Annotated in this window: 19 protein-coding genes; 11 read left to right on the top strand and 8 right to left on the bottom strand. The window is 35.6% G+C overall.

Annotated elements, in window-relative coordinates; all coding sequences use genetic code 11:
• The first annotated feature begins 407 nt into the window (after positions 1-407).
• Genes AB5026_RS00795 through AB5026_RS00785 form a run of 3 tightly spaced genes read left to right on the top strand, consistent with a single transcriptional unit; the run spans position 408 to position 4933 of the window.
• On the top strand, positions 408-2510 hold the full coding sequence (locus AB5026_RS00795) for a penicillin-binding transpeptidase domain-containing protein (RefSeq protein ID WP_347039646.1): 2103 nt from the start codon (positions 408-410) through the stop codon (positions 2508-2510).
• 40 nt (positions 2511-2550) lie between these two features.
• Complete coding sequence (locus AB5026_RS00790; RefSeq protein WP_148446542.1) at positions 2551-3708, top strand: DUF6070 family protein; 1158 nt, start codon at positions 2551-2553, stop codon at positions 3706-3708.
• Positions 3695-4933: a DUF6070 family protein gene (locus AB5026_RS00785; RefSeq protein WP_138277356.1), complete on the top strand. Its 1239-nt coding sequence runs from the start codon at positions 3695-3697 to the stop codon at positions 4931-4933. The genes AB5026_RS00790 and AB5026_RS00785 overlap by 14 nt, the downstream gene beginning before the upstream one ends.
• 27 nt (positions 4934-4960) lie before the next feature.
• Here the strand turns inward: AB5026_RS00785 and AB5026_RS00780 are convergent, their stop codons facing one another.
• Together AB5026_RS00780 and AB5026_RS00775 are read right to left on the bottom strand one after the other, a co-directional pair.
• A complete protein-coding gene (locus AB5026_RS00780; RefSeq protein WP_118252646.1) occupies positions 4961-6757 on the bottom strand; it encodes a BlaR1 family beta-lactam sensor/signal transducer in 1797 nt (598 codons plus the stop codon).
• Positions 6758-6767: 10 nt separating this feature from the next.
• Positions 6768-7142 carry a BlaI/MecI/CopY family transcriptional regulator gene (locus AB5026_RS00775; protein ID WP_026077000.1) on the bottom strand — a complete coding sequence of 125 codons (375 nt, stop codon included), beginning with the start codon at positions 7140-7142 and terminating at the stop codon, positions 6768-6770.
• 118 nt (positions 7143-7260) lie between these two features.
• On the opposite strand from AB5026_RS00775, the gene AB5026_RS00770 reads away from it, so the two are divergent.
• Positions 7261-7674 (top strand): response regulator transcription factor, encoded by a 414-nt coding sequence (locus AB5026_RS00770; RefSeq protein WP_019162151.1) that lies wholly within the window; start codon positions 7261-7263, stop codon positions 7672-7674.
• A 23-nt stretch (positions 7675-7697) separates the two neighbouring features.
• Here AB5026_RS00770 and AB5026_RS00765 read toward each other — a convergent pair whose 3' ends face one another.
• Together AB5026_RS00765 and mobC are read right to left on the bottom strand one after the other, a co-directional pair.
• Positions 7698-9077 carry a relaxase/mobilization nuclease domain-containing protein gene (locus AB5026_RS00765; protein ID WP_347039649.1) on the bottom strand — a complete coding sequence of 460 codons (1380 nt, stop codon included), beginning with the start codon at positions 9075-9077 and terminating at the stop codon, positions 7698-7700.
• Positions 9026-9367: a plasmid mobilization relaxosome protein MobC gene (mobC, locus tag AB5026_RS00760; RefSeq protein WP_005426517.1), complete on the bottom strand. Its 342-nt coding sequence runs from the start codon at positions 9365-9367 to the stop codon at positions 9026-9028. Before mobC ends, AB5026_RS00765 begins: the two co-directional genes overlap by 52 nt.
• 400 nt (positions 9368-9767) lie before the next feature.
• Here mobC and AB5026_RS00755 point away from each other — a divergent pair, with 400 nt between their 5' ends.
• Positions 9768-10127, top strand: a complete 360-nt coding sequence (locus tag AB5026_RS00755) for an MmcQ/YjbR family DNA-binding protein (protein ID WP_019162150.1) — start codon at positions 9768-9770, stop codon at positions 10125-10127.
• Between the two features lie 47 nt (positions 10128-10174).
• On the opposite strand, the gene AB5026_RS00750 is transcribed toward AB5026_RS00755, so the two are convergent.
• From AB5026_RS00750 to AB5026_RS00740, 3 genes are all read right to left on the bottom strand, one after another.
• Entirely contained in the window at positions 10175-10513 is a 339-nt protein-coding gene (locus AB5026_RS00750) for a type II toxin-antitoxin system RelE/ParE family toxin (RefSeq protein WP_019162149.1), read from the bottom strand.
• Positions 10500-10673, bottom strand: a complete 174-nt coding sequence (locus AB5026_RS00745) for a hypothetical protein (RefSeq protein WP_005426514.1) — start codon at positions 10671-10673, stop codon at positions 10500-10502. Before AB5026_RS00745 ends, AB5026_RS00750 begins: the two co-directional genes overlap by 14 nt.
• A 94-nt stretch (positions 10674-10767) precedes the next feature.
• Positions 10768-11031, bottom strand: a complete 264-nt coding sequence (locus AB5026_RS00740) for a helix-turn-helix domain-containing protein (RefSeq protein WP_015541275.1) — start codon at positions 11029-11031, stop codon at positions 10768-10770.
• Between the two features lie 171 nt (positions 11032-11202).
• Here AB5026_RS00740 and AB5026_RS00735 point away from each other — a divergent pair, with 171 nt between their 5' ends.
• Positions 11203-11538, top strand: coding sequence for a hypothetical protein (locus AB5026_RS00735; protein ID WP_005426510.1), 336 nt, complete (start codon positions 11203-11205; stop codon positions 11536-11538).
• Positions 11539-11601: 63 nt separating this feature from the next.
• On the opposite strand, the gene AB5026_RS00730 is transcribed toward AB5026_RS00735, so the two are convergent.
• Positions 11602-11961 (bottom strand): helix-turn-helix transcriptional regulator, encoded by a 360-nt coding sequence (locus AB5026_RS00730; protein WP_347039652.1) that lies wholly within the window; start codon positions 11959-11961, stop codon positions 11602-11604.
• Between the two features lie 504 nt (positions 11962-12465).
• Between AB5026_RS00730 and AB5026_RS00725 the strand changes: the two genes are divergently transcribed.
• The 5 genes from AB5026_RS00725 (at position 12466) to AB5026_RS00705 (ending at position 15813) form a co-directional block, all read left to right on the top strand.
• Entirely contained in the window at positions 12466-12903 is a 438-nt protein-coding gene (locus AB5026_RS00725; protein WP_005426505.1) for an RNA polymerase sigma factor, read from the top strand.
• Positions 12890-13162, top strand: coding sequence for a helix-turn-helix domain-containing protein (locus AB5026_RS00720; protein WP_015541278.1), 273 nt, complete (start codon positions 12890-12892; stop codon positions 13160-13162). Before AB5026_RS00725 ends, AB5026_RS00720 begins: the two co-directional genes overlap by 14 nt.
• A 424-nt stretch (positions 13163-13586) precedes the next feature.
• A complete protein-coding gene (locus tag AB5026_RS00715) occupies positions 13587-13808 on the top strand; it encodes an excisionase (protein WP_021650362.1) in 222 nt (73 codons plus the stop codon).
• A gap of 104 nt (positions 13809-13912) precedes the next feature.
• Positions 13913-15127 (top strand): site-specific integrase, encoded by a 1215-nt coding sequence (locus AB5026_RS00710; RefSeq protein WP_044960653.1) that lies wholly within the window; start codon positions 13913-13915, stop codon positions 15125-15127.
• 215 nt (positions 15128-15342) lie between these two features.
• Positions 15343-15813, top strand: a complete 471-nt coding sequence (locus tag AB5026_RS00705; RefSeq protein WP_044960656.1) for a low molecular weight protein-tyrosine-phosphatase — start codon at positions 15343-15345, stop codon at positions 15811-15813.
• Positions 15814-15919: the final 106 nt, after the last annotated feature.

Below are 15919 nucleotides of genomic sequence, written 5' to 3'. Positions count from 1 at the left end.
GGAAGCTCCAATTTAGCGCTTCCAGCTCAATCATTATCATAGAAGATTATTATTTACAGACTTTTCTTCATAGTCTCTATTTGGACAGGTTTTGATGTATCAATTCCAACTCTTTTGTTTCTTGCTTAAAGGAAACGTATTGAGTATTTATTGACTTCTTTTTGGAAATAAGATTTGAAAGTTGCTCCTATAACTTATTAGTATTAAGATGCTTGGGAAACATCCGGAGAAACCATTACCTCAGGGTGTCGTAAAGTTCTTTATCAAAGAAGGCTTTGAGATGCCCTTTCTTTTTTTATCCAAATCTTTCCTCTTGTTTACATATATAAACCTAAGAAAAAGCTTGACGTTTAAATATTACAAGTGTAATATTTAAGAAAATATGAAAAAAGGAGAAATAAAACTATATGAGAAAAAAGAAAAGAAAAAAACTCACGAAGATTATCACAAAAATAGTTTTATTTAGCGGTATATTGATTGGTGGTGGAATCGGTATTGTAACAATAATGAATCGTAATGTTCCTGAAAAAAGACTAATGGAATATATGAAATATATTGAAAAAGGGGAATATGAGCAAATGTATGCCATGCTGGATCAGAAAAAAAGCAGCATGAACAGTAAGGAAGAATTTATAGAACGAAATTCTAAAATATATGAAGGCATTGAGATGTCTGATCTGTCCATAACCGATATTACAGTAAAAAGACAAGAAAACGGAAATGCGGCAGTTTCCTATACAACAAATATGCAGACTGCTGCAGGAAATGTAGAATTTACCAACGATGCGGTATTTTCACATGATTGGACAGGATATCATTTAATCTGGCAGGATCAGTTGATTTTTCCAGAGTTATCTGCAACGGATAAAGTTCAGGTAACGTCAGAAGAGGCAAAGAGAGGAGATATTTTAGACAGAAATGGTCGTCAGTTGGCTGGAGAGGGAACTGCATCTTCGGTAGGAATTGTTCCGGGCAGGATGGAGAACAGAGAAGATACAATAAAAAAACTGGCAGAGTATCTTGGAATTGGAGCAGACGAAATTGAGGATAAGTTAAAAGCCGGTTGGGTAAAAGCAGATTCTTTTGTACCAGTAGCAACAATTCCTAAAATACAAGAGGTCGATCTTCTGACAGTGAATCCGGATAAAACTGTTCTGGAAGAAAAAGAAAAGCAGGACACATTATTGAAGATTCCAGGTATTATGTTATCTGATGTAAAAGTACGAACTTATTATCTAAAAGAAGCTGCCTCTCATCTGGTAGGGTATGTACAGGCGGTTACAGCCGAAGATTTGCAGGAACATAAAGGGGAAGGGTATCGTACAAACAGTGTGATTGGAAAGACTGGATTGGAAACGCTTTATGAAAAAGAACTAAAAGGAACAGATGGGTGTGAAATCTGTATTGTAGATGCAAATGGAAATAAAAAAAGTGTTATTGCATATGAGCCTAGAAAAGATGGAGAAGATATCCATACTACGATTGATGGTGATCTTCAAAGTACTCTTTATGAACAATTTAAAGAAGACAGAGGATGTTCTGTAGCTTTGAATCCTTATACAGGGGAAGTATTGGCGTTGGTAAGTACGCCATCTTATGATAATAATGATTTTGTACGTGGAATGGACAACAGCCAGTGGAGTGCATTAAATGAAAATGAAGACAGGCCTTTATACAACCGCTTTCGCCAGACATGGTGTCCTGGCTCAACTTTTAAACCTGTAATTGCTGCAATTGGATTAAAAGTGGGGGCATTTACTGCAAATGACGATTTTGGAAATGAGGGTCTGGCGTGGCAGAAAGATTCCTCGTGGGGAGATTATACAGTGACTACACTTCATGATTGTGCACCTGTGATCTTGAAAAATGCGCTTATTTATTCAGATAATATTTATTTTGCAAAAGCAGCATTAAAAATTGGTGCGGATCAACTGATGCAGTCTCTAAATCAAATAGGATTTAATCAGGAACTTCCATTTGATATTAAAATGTCAGAGTCCCAATATTCTAATATGGACAAGATAGAAACAGAAATCCAGCTTGCTGACAGTGGGTATGGACAGGGACAGATTCTGGTAAATCCTTTGCATCTTGCAAGCATTTATACGGCTTTTCTAAATGATGGAAATATGATAAAGCCATATCTTCACGCGGATGGTGGAAGCACTTCCAGTGAAATCTGGATAAAAGATGCTTTTTCACCACAAATTGTTTCGGAGGTTATGGAGGGGTTAGAGGGTGTAGTGAATAACCCGGAAGGAACTGGTTATGGAGCATGCCGGGAAGACATTAGATTAGCAGGAAAAACCGGAACAGCGGAACTGAAAGCTACAAAAGAAGATACATCTGGAACAGAAATTGGCTGGTTTACAGTTTTTACTACAGATAGAGATACAAAGAATCCTATTTTGCTCATCAGTATGGTAGAGAATGTGAAAGATATTGGAGGAAGCGGGTATGTGTTGGAAAAGGATAAGGCGATACTGGATGAATATCTTGGTAATGAATAATTTTTACCTTTAAATATTACAAATGTAAGAGGAAAATGATATGAAAAAAATTTGGAAAATATTTGTGGGAGTTATTTTTCTTGCTGTCTGTAGTGGATGTGGCATAAAGAAAGAGCAGAAAAAGACAATTGAAGATACGAAAGAAAAAATTTACAGAGAGTGTGAAATGCTGGCAGAAGGCTATCGGAACATATATGAGAATGCTGTGAAAGAAAATGCACTATATGAGCTGAGTACAATACAAAAAAGTATGGATTATTTTGGAAAATATGGATATGCAGTAATTGATTCCTACAATCAGCTGGATATGGTTCAAAGTATTAAAGTAGATGATTTTTTGAAAAAAGCAGAAAAAGAGAAGAATGGAAAAACTACTATATTTCAAGTTATAGCAGGGGATCATTTTATCCGGTATGATCTGAAAACCAAACAGGGGAAAATAGACGTTGAAGTAAGCTCTTTTAAATGGAAAGAGGACACTTGGCAGGAAACATATTATCATGAGTTTAGAGCTAATTCATGGAAATATACAGAAAACGGGTATTTCTTTATGGAAGAATATCATCCGGCTGGATATGATGGACCGTCTGGATATCGGGCCTTTCGGGTAGTGCCGTTAAATAAAAAATGCAGGGAGCTGAATCGAAAATATATACTTCCTTTTGGATATACACTTAATAAATTGTTTACTTCTAATTGGAGTGAAAAAAATTATGATGGAATAAATTTTTATGATGTTTTTGACCGTTTACTTTCAATGGAAGAAAAAGCTGATGAATTTAAGGAAGGAAAGACTTATGAAATCCCAAAAGAATCATTTGAAGCGATATTTCAAAAATATTTTAATATAAGCGCAGAGATACTGCAGACAGGAACGGTATTTCACACGGAAACACAGACATATCGGTATCGAACCAGAGGAATCGTATATGATTTTGCTCCCACACCATATATTCCATATCCGGAAGTTGTTTCCTACATAGAAAATCAAGATGGAACAATAACACTGGAAGTAAATGCGGTATGGCCACAAAAAGAATTAGATCAGGCGTTTTGTCATAGCGTAACCATTCGGCTGTTAGATAAAGATAGATTTCAATATGTATCCAATTATGTATCAAGGTCAGAAATAGAGGTTACCTGGTATACGGAAAGATTATCAGACGAAAAGTGGGAGGAATGTTATGGAGATAATTGATATGAGTACAAAAAGAAAACTGAAAAAGATGGTGAGTGTTTTATTTATTTTGGGATGCTTTTTCATAGGAAATACAAAATGTAAAGGGGCTGATTTAGAATATATTTCACAGGAAACTGCGAATTATGCTGTACAAGAAAGAGGATATGATTTGCCAGTAGATGAAGTCGTGAAAGAAGAAGCTATTGAAGATTGTAAGAATGTTATGAATCAGATGAAAGCCATTTATCAAAAGGCGGATAAAGGAACTTCATCGAATGTAGTAGTTTCTGAGACAGTAATGGAAGAAATGCAGGAAGTATTAAAGGAAAAAAATGTCCCTGTTATTACATCAGCGCCGTATTCAAATATGGCTAATTATTCTAAAATGGAAGAATTTCTTTTCAGGGCAGAACAGGATCTGCCAGGAGATATCGTCTTATATAGGATTAACAGGGATGGTGGGATAGAAAGACTCAAATTCAATTATGATGGGACAGATATGTATTTGCTGGCTGCGAAAGTTGTTTGGGGTATGAACGACAATCCATCTATTGTATATGTTTCGTATACAAGGATAGAAGAATGGAAATATACAGAAAAAGGCTGGTTTGGTTATACGCTATGTGTTCCAAAATATCCGGAAGTATCAGAAGCGGTTGATGGCAGTTCTATGATAAGAATTAAACCTTTAAGTGATGAATGCAGGGAAGTTTCAAAGAGGTGTGTGTATTGGCTTGGATATCAGGGGAATAATCTTTTATGTTCTGATTGGGATAGATCTGATATGGAAGGGTTAGATTATAATGGTTTATATGAATATTTATATCGAATGAAATACGGGGAGAGATATGAGTTTTCAGGTAACTCAAGTGGAATTCCGGCAGAAGAGTTTGAAAATCTGATAATGGAGTTTTTGCCGATAACAGCGGAGCAAATTAAAAAATGGGCAGTATTTGATTCGGAACATCAAACTTATGACTGGGAACAATTTGGTTGTTTTAATTATAGCTTTGGAACATCTTTACCGGAGGTCGTTGAAATAAGAGATAGCGGAGAGGGAAACAATGTGCTGGTTGTTGATGCTGTATGTGATACATTTATATGTAATGATGCCGTTATTACAAGTGAGCTGACTGTTAAGTTCAACGATGATAAGAGTTTTAAATATATGGGGAATAAAATTCTGAATAATGGTACGAAAGAAATTCCCAAATATCAATATAGAATAAAAAGAAAGAACTGATAACAACTATCAGCCCTTTCATATTTGTTAATTCCATATATGTAATTTTTTTAAGATATCAGAAGTGATTTCAAATGCCTTTTTGCCAGTTGCATTAGAATCACTTTGGATATTGGTTGCAAAATAATAGCTGTTATCGGAAGTTTCTACATATCCGATAAACCAGCCGTTGATATCCTGTCCGTTGACACGACCGGTTCCAGTTTTTCCGTAGAAATTACCATTAGGTGTACTGGCAATTTTTATAGCATTTTTAACAGAAAATACATTTTGGGAATTTAGATGGAATTCATTTGTGTTAAATTTTTTCAATAATGTTACTTGCTCTAAAGGCGAGATTTTTAATGAAAAATCGGACCAGTATAAATCCAGATTTGAACTGGTTGTCTGGTTTCCATATTCTATTTTATTCAAAAATTCCTGGACTCTGTTAATTCCGAGCTGCGAATCAATTGCCTGGAAATACCAGTTAACGGAATTTTGCATAGCAGAGTTTAAATCCTGATCAGCTTCCCAGGATGGAAAAGGAAAGGCATCACCATTCCATGTCATGGAAGAGTGTTCTGGTGTGATGATTCCGGATTCCAACCCTAATAATGCATCGTATATTTTGTAGGTAGACTCTGGCGGAATACGTTTGGTGGCTTCTTCAAGATCGTATATTTTCCAGGAATCCAAATTATTGTCATACAAAACAAATGATCCATCATATGTTCCAAATGTTTCGGATATATCTAACAGGGAGATATTTTTGTCTGTATCACTAAAATGATATACGTTTTGAGTAGAGGCATCAATGGATAAAATGGGTGTACATCCAATAAAAACAGCACTAATGACCAGATAAATTATCAATGCTCTCATTTTTTGATAAAGAGTTTCTTTCCTAAAAACGGCGATGTTGAGAATACGTCGTTTCATCTGCCTGAAATTTCCGGACATTCCAACTGCCAGTGGAGAGGAAAAAGAGGATATTTTTTCTGCAAAATTAATCAGTGTAGTTCCATAAGCTTGGTATTCATCAGCAGAAATCATCTGCAATACAGCAGAATCACAGGCTATTTCACGGTCACAGAGAATTTCTTTTAAAGTGTACCAAACAAAAGGGTTAAACCAGTAGAGTATATTACTTATGACCATGAGGAAGCCAATAAATGTATCTTTGTGACGGTAATGCTGTAATTCGTGTAGCAGCATAAAACGCATATCATCAGGATTCAGTTCGGAAATTAAATGGATGGGAATGTAAATTCTGGGATGTATTATTCCGATTAAAACTGGTGATTTTAAAAATGCAGTACTGTAGACTGATACTGGGTGAGAGATTTTAAGTTCCTTTAAACAATTGTAATAAATAGTTTTTACCTGCTGATTTTGAAGCGGGAGAGCAGATCTTTTTATGGAACGTACATAGTTTAATGAATGAAGGGTGAGGACTGACATAATCATAACACCCGTTATCCATATTAGAAAGAGTATGGTATTCAAGCCTCCAGAAAATTGACTACTGATGGAAACTGAAAAATCATTCACCTGGTTTAACAAAATATTTTGTGTATTACTGGTAAGTTCGGATAGCGTGTCGGTACCAGAGTTAAGTCCTGAGTCAGTTTGAAAAAAATGTAACCATGAAAAAAGTTGTGAGCCATGAATCTGTACAGGAAAAAATGGCACGGCAAGTAATAAAAATAAAAGAAAACAGAGATGGTACTGTGTAGTCGCAGATAAATATTTTTTCAGAAGTTTTTTTGTTCCGATTATTACAAGTGTAAAAATACATATGAAGATATTACTGATTAAAAAGTGGATGATCCAGTTGCTCATTCAAAACCTCCTATTTCTGATGTTTTGATAATAAATGGCGTAAGTTATCAATTTCTGTTGAAGAGAGCTTATCGTCTTCAAGGTAAGAAGCCAGCATAGAAGAAAGATTTCCATTATAATATCGCTTTAAAAAAGAATTGCTTTCCTGGCGTATATATTCATCTTCTTGGACTAATGGAGTATAGACAAATACCCGGCTTTGTTTTTCGCAGGAAAGAGCTTTTTTGGAAACAAGTCTCTTGATAAGAGTTTGAATTGTTTTTGGACTCCAGCTGGTAGTTAGAGTAAGTTTTTCTGTAATTTCATTTGTATTGATGGGAGCATATTTCCATACAATTTTCATAACTTCAAATTCGGCTTCTGAAATCTGGGGTAGTGACATAATAAAATCCTCCTGCTAAATCCTACATATGTAATAAATATATTATATTACTTGTAGAAGAAAAAAGTCAAATGGCAGATGATATATAGAATATAAAATTAATAATGTAGAGGCAATAAAGGTGAAAAAGATAGAAATTATTGAGAGAATCACAGATGCTAATGGAAGCATAAGTGAAAACATATTGACTAGCTGGGAACATAAAAACCAATTCATACCGGAAATTATAAGGTTTGGAGAATTAAAAATATATCTACAGGAACGAATTGTTAAAAAGAATGATAGTGATGTTCATCTTTCAAAATATGAATATGATATTTTACTTTTTTTAGCGAAAAGTCCAGGTAGAATATTTGGAAAAGAAATGGTTTATGATCTGGTATGGAATGAACCTTATTCCGGTGATTATAATGTGGTTATGCGACATATCTGCAATATCAGAGAAAAAATAGAAGATGATCCTGGACAACCATTATATATACAAACAGTACGAGGTGTAGGATATCGGTTTAATGGGAATTTAGGCAGCGAGTGAAATCGCTGCCTATTATTATGGTTTTACAAAGAAGGGAGTTGGTTATGAGAAGATCTTTGTATTTCAGGAGCATCCTGTTTGAGATATTTGGACAGGTTTTGATGTATCAATTCCAACTCTTTTATTTCTTGCTTAAAGGAAACGTATTGAGTATTTAGTGATTCCTTTCTGGAAATAAGATCTGCAATTTGCTCTTGCAACTTATTGGAATTAAGATGTTTCAGGTTTATACCATTTTCCTGTAAAATATGTTCAGCACCCGCGAAAAGAATAATTTGAGATTCATATTTACGGAAATAACGATCTGGATCTTTGGAGCTTTTATAATGGTCGTCGTAAATTTTATTTTTCTGATATTGTTCGGCATATTTTAGCATTTCTCGAAGATGGCGTATCTGAGACTCGAGAGAAACAACAGAGGTATTTACCTCTTTTTGCTGCATATGTAACAAGGCTATGCGGTCTTCAAGTTCTGAAAAATTATGTAGATTATGTGTGAGCATCTTGTTATATTCAGCAGAGACAATTTTTAAATTTTCCTTATTTGCCCATTTCTGAAGTCCAATGTTTCCTGCTATATTGGGAGTGTTGGTGTCTATTAACTTATTACGAACAGAAGGAACAGTAGTTCTGTGAAGCTTATTATTAATGCGTTCTTTGATACGTTCCTTAGTAAAATTTTTTCCTAAAGATTTAGCACTTCCACGCACTGGACGGGACATATCGGGAGAACGAAAGGTAATGTATTTCCTGCTGTTTTCGCCAAATTCTGCGTTTTTTATTTCATATCCTTTAGCTTCCATAAATGCAAGAAATTCTGAATAAGTGGAAACGATTCGGATTGTCTGGTTGATATCTTTTCGCAGCTGCGCTTTTTTACTGGATTCAGATTTATTTGCAGCCCATTCATTGTATTTCATTCCTTTTTTACCATCTGGCATAATTGTGGACAGGTTATGTTCCTGGCATAAAGTGTCGCTGAGATTTCGTATTTTCCAGTAATTCTTTTTACAGTCATGGTAATGAGAAAAAGTGATGTTATCTGCAGAACAGAAAATTAAATGGTTATGTACATGACCTTTATCAGTGTGTGTTGTCAGAACATAGGAGTATTTTCCCTCCAGTAAGCGATCCGCAAATTCTTTGCCAATTTGATGGGCTTCTTCATAGGAAACTTCACCAGGGGAAAATGCCTGAATCAGATGAAATGCCTTATTTGTATTGTGCGGATCTCTGCAGTCATGTGTATGATCCAAAGTGTATTTAAAGTCAAGAACGGCTGTTTCGGGAGAGCAGGCAAAGGAAGAAATATATAGATTCTGGTCAGTTTTATCTGGATTGCAGATGTATTCTATTGCTTTATCAACGGTTGTTTTGATACCATGGATTTTTGTAACTGCCATATTTTTTCCATTAACTCCTTTATATCGTCCAGGTCCTTTGGGTAAACTGTATTGGTACTGTTTATACGATGGGTGATCTGATTCAAATTGCTGCTGATATTGCCCAGCAGGGTATTCATTTTTCGGATATGAGAGTAGTCTACTTCATATACAAATCCATATAAGATCATTTTCCGTAGAAAGGCAGATTTGCTTTTCATCCTGGAAAGACGATATTTTTCTTCTAAAATGTATTGTTCGTCATCATTCAAATAAAATTGTACGGGATGAATTCTGGTACGTTTGCTCATTGAAATCCTCCAATTCGTTTTTTTCTATAAAAAAGAGTACAAAAAAACTGTCTAACCAGTTCGGCTATGACAGTTATGGTACTTGGTTTTTTGTTGGTTTGGACAGATGTATCTGTAAGTTATTTTAACAGGACTGGGTGAAAGCGTCAAATTAAGAAATTATAAAATATGAGAGGGCCAGGGATACTCCCTGATACATTTTGGTAGAATGAACCGGAAAGGGAATTTGACAAAATGAGCCAGGTGTCATGACACTGGCAGTGCTTGCTTCTTTTGGGGTGTAGCCTGCAAAGCAGGCTATGCAAAAGCTATAAAACATAAATAGAACTGTGAGAAGTGGTTGAGAATACAATCCTGATAGCGTATAATCAGAGAAAGAAATCGTAAGTGAGGGATAAATTTGAAACGTGAAGAAATTTTTCAATATGTAAAAGAGCAATATGGAACTGAACCGGAATATTTATGGAAAAAAGATCCTGATTCTGCGGTGCTTCGACATAAAAATGGAAAATGGTATGCTATAATTATGGTAGTGGAAAAGAAAATACTGGGATTAGAAGAAGATGGAAACATTGACATCCTGGATGTAAAATGTGATCCTGATCTGGTTGGGATGATTATTCAAACGTATGGATTTTTACCGGGGTATCATATGAATAAGCAACACTGGATTACGATTCTTTTGGATGATTCTGTCAGTGAAGCTAAGACGCTGGATTTTCTGGATATGAGTTATGATTTAATTGACAGTGGGAAGTAATAAAAAAGGAAGCCTTTCAGAAAAATCTCTGATCGGCTCCCAGGTATTCATTCTGGATATGTATAAGTTGATCTTTGCAACAGGATATTTTCCCAATCTCGTTCATGGCGCAACACTCGGAGAATATGAATCTCTTTTGTTTCTTCCATTATAATATAAAAAATAATAGATGGCGGAAAAGATCTTTTATGTATGGAATATCCTCTGTACAGAATTTGAGTTCGGGGAAAGGCAGTACTGAACTGGCCTAAATTCTGCATTTGTTCTTTCAGATCAGATTGAAAACGGTCAGCACGTTGCTGGCCGAATTCTTCTTCAATATAATCTGCAATGTCTGTGACATCGTAAATTGCTTCCCAGGTTAAAATAATTTTATATTCTTGCATTTCTTCGTGCATCCCTTAATTCTGTGATTTTGCGAAAAGCATCTTCCAGTGGCAATTCACGACCAGCTTCCATATCATCAATTCCCCGGTCTAACATGCGGAGAAGATGATTGTTTTCCTGGTTTTTATCGGTTGTAGGGACTTTTTTTGTTAATTCCATGAAATCACTCCAATCATACGGTTTATAAATAGTGTATGTTGTTCAGAAGTATCTATCCATAGTTTAGCATAGAATGGGCAGCAATACAATTGAATTATTTTGCAGGAGCGTCCGTCAGACCAAGAAGATATTCGCAGGAAACATTAAATACTTCGGCCAGTGCGACAACTTCGTAGTCGGGAACGAAACGTGTGCCTTGTTCAATTCGTAGGATTGCCAGATCATTAAAATCATATCCTGCAAGTTGTAATTTGGCAGCGAGTGTTTTCTGAGTAAGATTATGAGCCTTTCGTAATTCTTTTACCCGTTGTCCTATTCTGTTTTTACTGTTCGTTTTTTTATCCCAATAAATAATCATTCTGATCCTCAAAAGTTTCTAAAGATGAAGTATTATTATTGATTTTAAGGAAAAATATTGTTACTATACTTCTAAAGATGAAGTTTTTGGAAAGTTTATTTGATTTTTGAAATAAGAAAATGATAATGCTGCCTGTAATGAGAAATAATTCTAATGAGAGGTGGAAAGAAGATGAATGAATTTTATGAAGCAGTATCGAATTTATTTGAGGAATTGCGCTGTGACTCCGGAGAAAGAGAATATACAGTACAGCCGGAAGAATGGAAAGAAGCAGAGAAGAATTTGAAACAAATACAAAAGAAGCTGCCACTACATCTGGAAAAAATCCCAGAGCGTGAGCAGAATTTCTGGAATAAATATCTGGATCAGTTAGAACATTTCCATTATGAAGAGGAGCAGCGGGCTTATTACCAGGGAATGATGGATGTAGTTGAGTTTCTTATTAATATAGGGGCAATAAAGAAATCCACGAATGTTAAGAGAATGATAGAAAAATATGCACGTTAAGAGTGGCGGTATGGGAAACCATACCGCTTCTTCAGAATAATTCAGATAGAATTCAAATGAATTTCAGGGATCTTGTTTATCGTGGTCTGTAGGAATTTTGTATGTGCGCAGGTATGCTTCTACGATGGCAAGGATAGCGGTAATTTGCTCATCGTTGCATTTTGACAGGTACATGAGCAGGCGTTGATAATCAAGATTATCTGTATGATTGTTTGGATAAAACAATGGTTCAGGAGGAACATTTAAAGCGCGTACCAGTTTTCTGATTTTATGAAAACTCGGAACTCGGCCCCCATTTTCAATTTCCTTTAAATATCGGCTGGACATTTCTGCTTTTTCAGCTAATTCTTCATAAGTCAATTTTTGCTTGTGTCGGGCGTTCTTAAAAAACAATCCCAGTTCTTTATCTGTTTGTTTTGGCATATGATACACCTCCATGTTTAGTGTATAGTTCCCTTTCTTGAAAGAAAATGAACTAATATTTCACTAAAAAAGGGGGTGATATTTCACTTTTTAAAAGACATATAAAATTCTGAATTTCCGTAAAACAGATCCGGAGGTATAGGAAAGATTAAGAATTTTATTGTCTGGTATCATATCCGTCATTACGTGACGGATGAAATAGATAAATAGTTCAAAAAAGCAAATAAATTTCTTTACCTCAAAAAGTGAATTATATGCCACAAAAAATGATGGCAAAATATTATCTTTTGATATAAATAGCGTCCGATGGGCTAAAAACTACCCATTAGGACGTTTTTTATATACCTCAAAATACAGGAAAAACAATTTTCTCGTATTTATTAAGAAATTTTTTAAAAATTTCTTCCCACACCCCGACAAATGCACTCATCCGTTTGGGATATGTGTGAAGGGGAAGCAAGAACTTTGCTTATTGCCTACCGGCGGGGAAGGAGGTGAACTCTTATGGAGCAATCCTCTTTTCAAGATGAGCAGACAGTCAGACATCAGTTTGATTCTCTGTGCAAGCTGGCATTGAAAAGTGAAGTTATTAATTATGAAAAGCATATGGCATATCGCCAGAAGTATGAAGTGATGTTGTCAGAATTATCAGAAAAGGAGTTGAGCAGACTTTTTATAATGGATGAGCATGAAATGGAAACACATCGTTTTCAGGTCCTGGGTTACGACATAGAAGTCAAAGATGCATTGATTGCTGAAGCACTGCAGACACTTACTGAAAAGAAAAGGAATGTTGTGTTATTATCATATTTTATGGATATGAGTGATGCAGACATTGCCAGAGAAATGAATCTTGTACGCAGCACAATTAATGAGCATCGTAGACGATCACTGGAACTGATGAGAAAAAATATGGAGGAATCTGCAAATGAAAAAAAGTAAAAAACAGAAATGCGCATTTGATTTGCTGCCATTCCATGTTATTGAGGCAGCATCAACTGGTGATACTGAGGCAATCCAGGCAGTGTTGAAGCATTATGAAGGGTACATAACAGTTTTGGCTACCAGAAAAATGTTTGACGAATTTGGACAGGTGCATTACTGTGTAGATGAAACTCTGCGTCAACGCCTGGAAGCAAAACTGATTACTAAGACCTTGGGATTTGATACGAAATCATATGTAAGGAAAAGTAATCAGTAAAGGGAGTATTTAATATAGATTCCTTTTCCCCTTCAGGAATTTTTGTACCTTGAAAATTGTATATTGTTTTACATACAGGACGTGAAGATATGTAGAGCCACTAGGTAAATCCGCCATGATATATCTGCTCTGTTAATGGAGTAAATACGAGGAAATGCTGAAATATAACATTGAAGTAAAGGTATGGAGCGAGAAGAATTTGACAAAATGTGTAGCAGCTGCACAGGGCGACGAAGCATATCTGTGATAATGATACTTCCAGAAAAAATCTGGTCATATTTAATGACGGTGCAAAACCGATGTGGGCAGAGTACTGAACTGCCACCTGTATTGTAATTTTATCTGCCGATGACAGTGTATAAAATTGTAAATTGTCATGGGCAGATAAAAATGTTTTGTCCAAAGAGAAAAGGAGGAGAGAAGAGTGGCGATTAAAATTGAAAAAGGTAAGATTCCAATTTGGGAAAAATATATGCTTACGGTGGATGAAGCAGTGCAATATTTCGGAATAGGTGAAAAGAAAATAAGGATGCTTATTTCGGAACATCTAAATTCAGAATGTTGCTTTACAGTCCAGGTGGGGTGTAAGTCATTGATTAACCGTAAGAAATTTGAGGCCTTTCTGGATCAGACTACGTCTTTGTAAAAAATATACGAACAATTTAGCACTTTAAAGTGGAAATGTTAGCCCTGGTATGATATAATACCTATATCGTGCTAGGGCTTCTTCGTAGAAAGGGGCGAAGACGTTTGGGTAAAACAAAACGTGACCAAAAACGACGAGATAAAAAAGGTCGAATTTTACGAAACGGAGAAAGTCAGAGAAAAGATGGAAGATATGCGTTTGTATATACAGATTGTTATGGAAAGCAGAAGTTTTTGTATAGTTGGAAATTAGAGCCAACAGATTCTCTGCCAACTGGATGCAGACCATGCTTAGCTCTAAGGGAAAAAGAAAAAAATATCCAAAGAGATTTACATGATGGTATAGTACCTTACGGAGGAAATTTAACAGTTTTGGATTTGGTTCAAAAATATATTGGACAAAAAAAGGGGGTTCGTCATAATACTCAGGCGAACTATGATTTTGTGATCAATATAATAAAAAAAGAAGAATTCGGAACCAGAAGAATAGATAAAATAAAATTGTCGGATGCAAAAGCATGGTTTATTAAGCTGCAAGCAGATGGAAGAGGATACAGTTCCATTCACAGTGTGCGTGGAATTGTAAGACCTGCATTTCAGATGGCAGTTGAAGATGATTTACTGCGCAAGAATCCTTTTGAATTTCAATTATGTACAGTTGTCGTAAATGACAGTGTTACAAGACAGGCAATTACAAAAGAACAGGAAGAGTTATTTCTGGAGTTTATCCGAAATGATGACCATTACTCAAAATACTATAATGGAATGTTTATTTTGTTTAAGACTGGACTTCGTATTTCTGAGTTTTGTGGATTGACAGTGAAAGATATTGATCTTCAGGAGAGAAAAATCAATGTGAATCATCAGCTTCAGAGAACCAGAGGAATGCAGTACGTCATTGAAGATACCAAAACTTCAAGTGGAACACGAATGTTGCCGATGACAGATGAAGTTTATGAATGTTTTGAACAGATTGTGAAAAACCGTAAAAAAGTAAGGGTTGAGCCGATTATAGATGGATATAGTCGATTTTTATTCCTGGATAAAAAAGATATGCCTGAGGTAGCACTCCATTGGGAAAAACATTTTCAGTGGGCGTTAGGAAAGTATAATCGTACTCATGAGGAACAAATGCCAAAGATCACGCCTCATGTATGTAGGCATACATATTGTTCCAATATGGCGAAAGCTGGAATGAATCCGAAAGCACTCCAATATTTAATGGGACATTCTGATATAGGGGTTACGTTAAATGTATATACGCATCTGGGATTAATTGATGCAAAAGAAGAGATGAATAGGATTGCAAAACTGGCATAGTATGATAAAATAATAGAAAAAAGAATTAAAAATAATCTGATTATAAGGTTCTTAGAGAGCCTGTTTTCCAGGCTGGTTATTACTAAGAAGTTACTAAATTTGGATAAGAAAATATACGAATTTATGCTGTGATATACAGGAAAATGACAGGATTGAAGATTATCGGAAAATGCCTGTAAACAGCGTAAATACAGCATTTCAAGGAGTTTTAAGCAATGATAAGAGTGTTATTTGTCTGCCACGGCAATATCTGCAGATCAACCATGGCCGAGAGTGTTTTTACGCACAAAGTAAAAACGCTCGGCCTTTCAGATCAGTTTTTGATCGACAGTTTTGCAACAAGTACAGAGGAGATTGGGAATCCGCCTCACAGAGGAACAGTGAACAAGCTGAGAGAAGTGGGAATACCACTGGTTCCGCACAGAGCGAAGCAGATTACGTGGGCGGATTATGAAAAATCCGATTATATTATTGGTATGGATTCTGCTAATATGCGTAATCTTAACAGGATGCTGAAGAATGACCCGGAAGAGAAGCTTTATAAGTTTCTGACTTTTGCCGGATCAGGACGGGATATTGCGGATCCTTGGTATACAGGAAATTTTGACGAAACTTATGAAGATATACAGGAAGGTTGTGAGGGATTTCTGGATTATCTGGAGAAACATGGAGAAATCCATTACTGATATTTCGGAATGAGACACAAATCTGAAACAATACAAAAGGTATGACAGCAAAAGGCAGCGGAAGTTGCTTTTTCTGTCGATGAAAACTTCTTTACAAATCTGAAAA

The sequence above is a fragment of the Blautia sp. RTP21359st1_E11_RTP21359_211015 genome (assembly GCF_040910705.1).
In the GTDB taxonomy this organism is placed as follows: Bacteria; Bacillota; Clostridia; order Lachnospirales; family Lachnospiraceae; genus Blautia_A; species Blautia_A fusiformis.
The sequence above is the reverse complement of the archived record's forward strand: the minus strand, read 5'-3'. Positions and strand labels throughout refer to the sequence as shown.

What these genes read in the sequence shown, in the direction of transcription:
- AB5026_RS00795 (WP_347039646.1), top strand. Translation starts at nt 408, where the DNA reads ATGAGAAAAAAGAAAAGAAAAAAACTCACGAAGATTATCACAAAAATA.
- AB5026_RS00790 (WP_148446542.1), top strand. Translation starts at nt 2,551, where the DNA reads ATGAAAAAAATTTGGAAAATATTTGTGGGAGTTATTTTTCTTGCTGTC.
- AB5026_RS00785 (WP_138277356.1), top strand. Translation starts at nt 3,695, where the DNA reads ATGGAGATAATTGATATGAGTACAAAAAGAAAACTGAAAAAGATGGTG.
- AB5026_RS00780 (WP_118252646.1), bottom strand. Translation starts at nt 6,757, where the DNA reads ATGAGCAACTGGATCATCCACTTTTTAATCAGTAATATCTTCATATGT.
- AB5026_RS00765 (WP_347039649.1), bottom strand. Translation starts at nt 9,077, where the DNA reads ATGGCAGTTACAAAAATCCATGGTATCAAAACAACCGTTGATAAAGCA.
- mobC (WP_005426517.1), bottom strand. Translation starts at nt 9,367, where the DNA reads ATGAGCAAACGTACCAGAATTCATCCCGTACAATTTTATTTGAATGAT.
- AB5026_RS00750 (WP_019162149.1), bottom strand. Translation starts at nt 10,513, where the DNA reads ATGCAAGAATATAAAATTATTTTAACCTGGGAAGCAATTTACGATGTC.
- AB5026_RS00745 (WP_005426514.1), bottom strand. Translation starts at nt 10,673, where the DNA reads ATGGAATTAACAAAAAAAGTCCCTACAACCGATAAAAACCAGGAAAAC.
- AB5026_RS00740 (WP_015541275.1), bottom strand. Translation starts at nt 11,031, where the DNA reads ATGATTATTTATTGGGATAAAAAAACGAACAGTAAAAACAGAATAGGA.
- AB5026_RS00735 (WP_005426510.1), top strand. Translation starts at nt 11,203, where the DNA reads ATGAATGAATTTTATGAAGCAGTATCGAATTTATTTGAGGAATTGCGC.
- AB5026_RS00730 (WP_347039652.1), bottom strand. Translation starts at nt 11,961, where the DNA reads ATGCCAAAACAAACAGATAAAGAACTGGGATTGTTTTTTAAGAACGCC.
- AB5026_RS00725 (WP_005426505.1), top strand. Translation starts at nt 12,466, where the DNA reads ATGGAGCAATCCTCTTTTCAAGATGAGCAGACAGTCAGACATCAGTTT.
- AB5026_RS00720 (WP_015541278.1), top strand. Translation starts at nt 12,890, where the DNA reads ATGAAAAAAAGTAAAAAACAGAAATGCGCATTTGATTTGCTGCCATTC.
- AB5026_RS00705 (WP_044960656.1), top strand. Translation starts at nt 15,343, where the DNA reads ATGATAAGAGTGTTATTTGTCTGCCACGGCAATATCTGCAGATCAACC.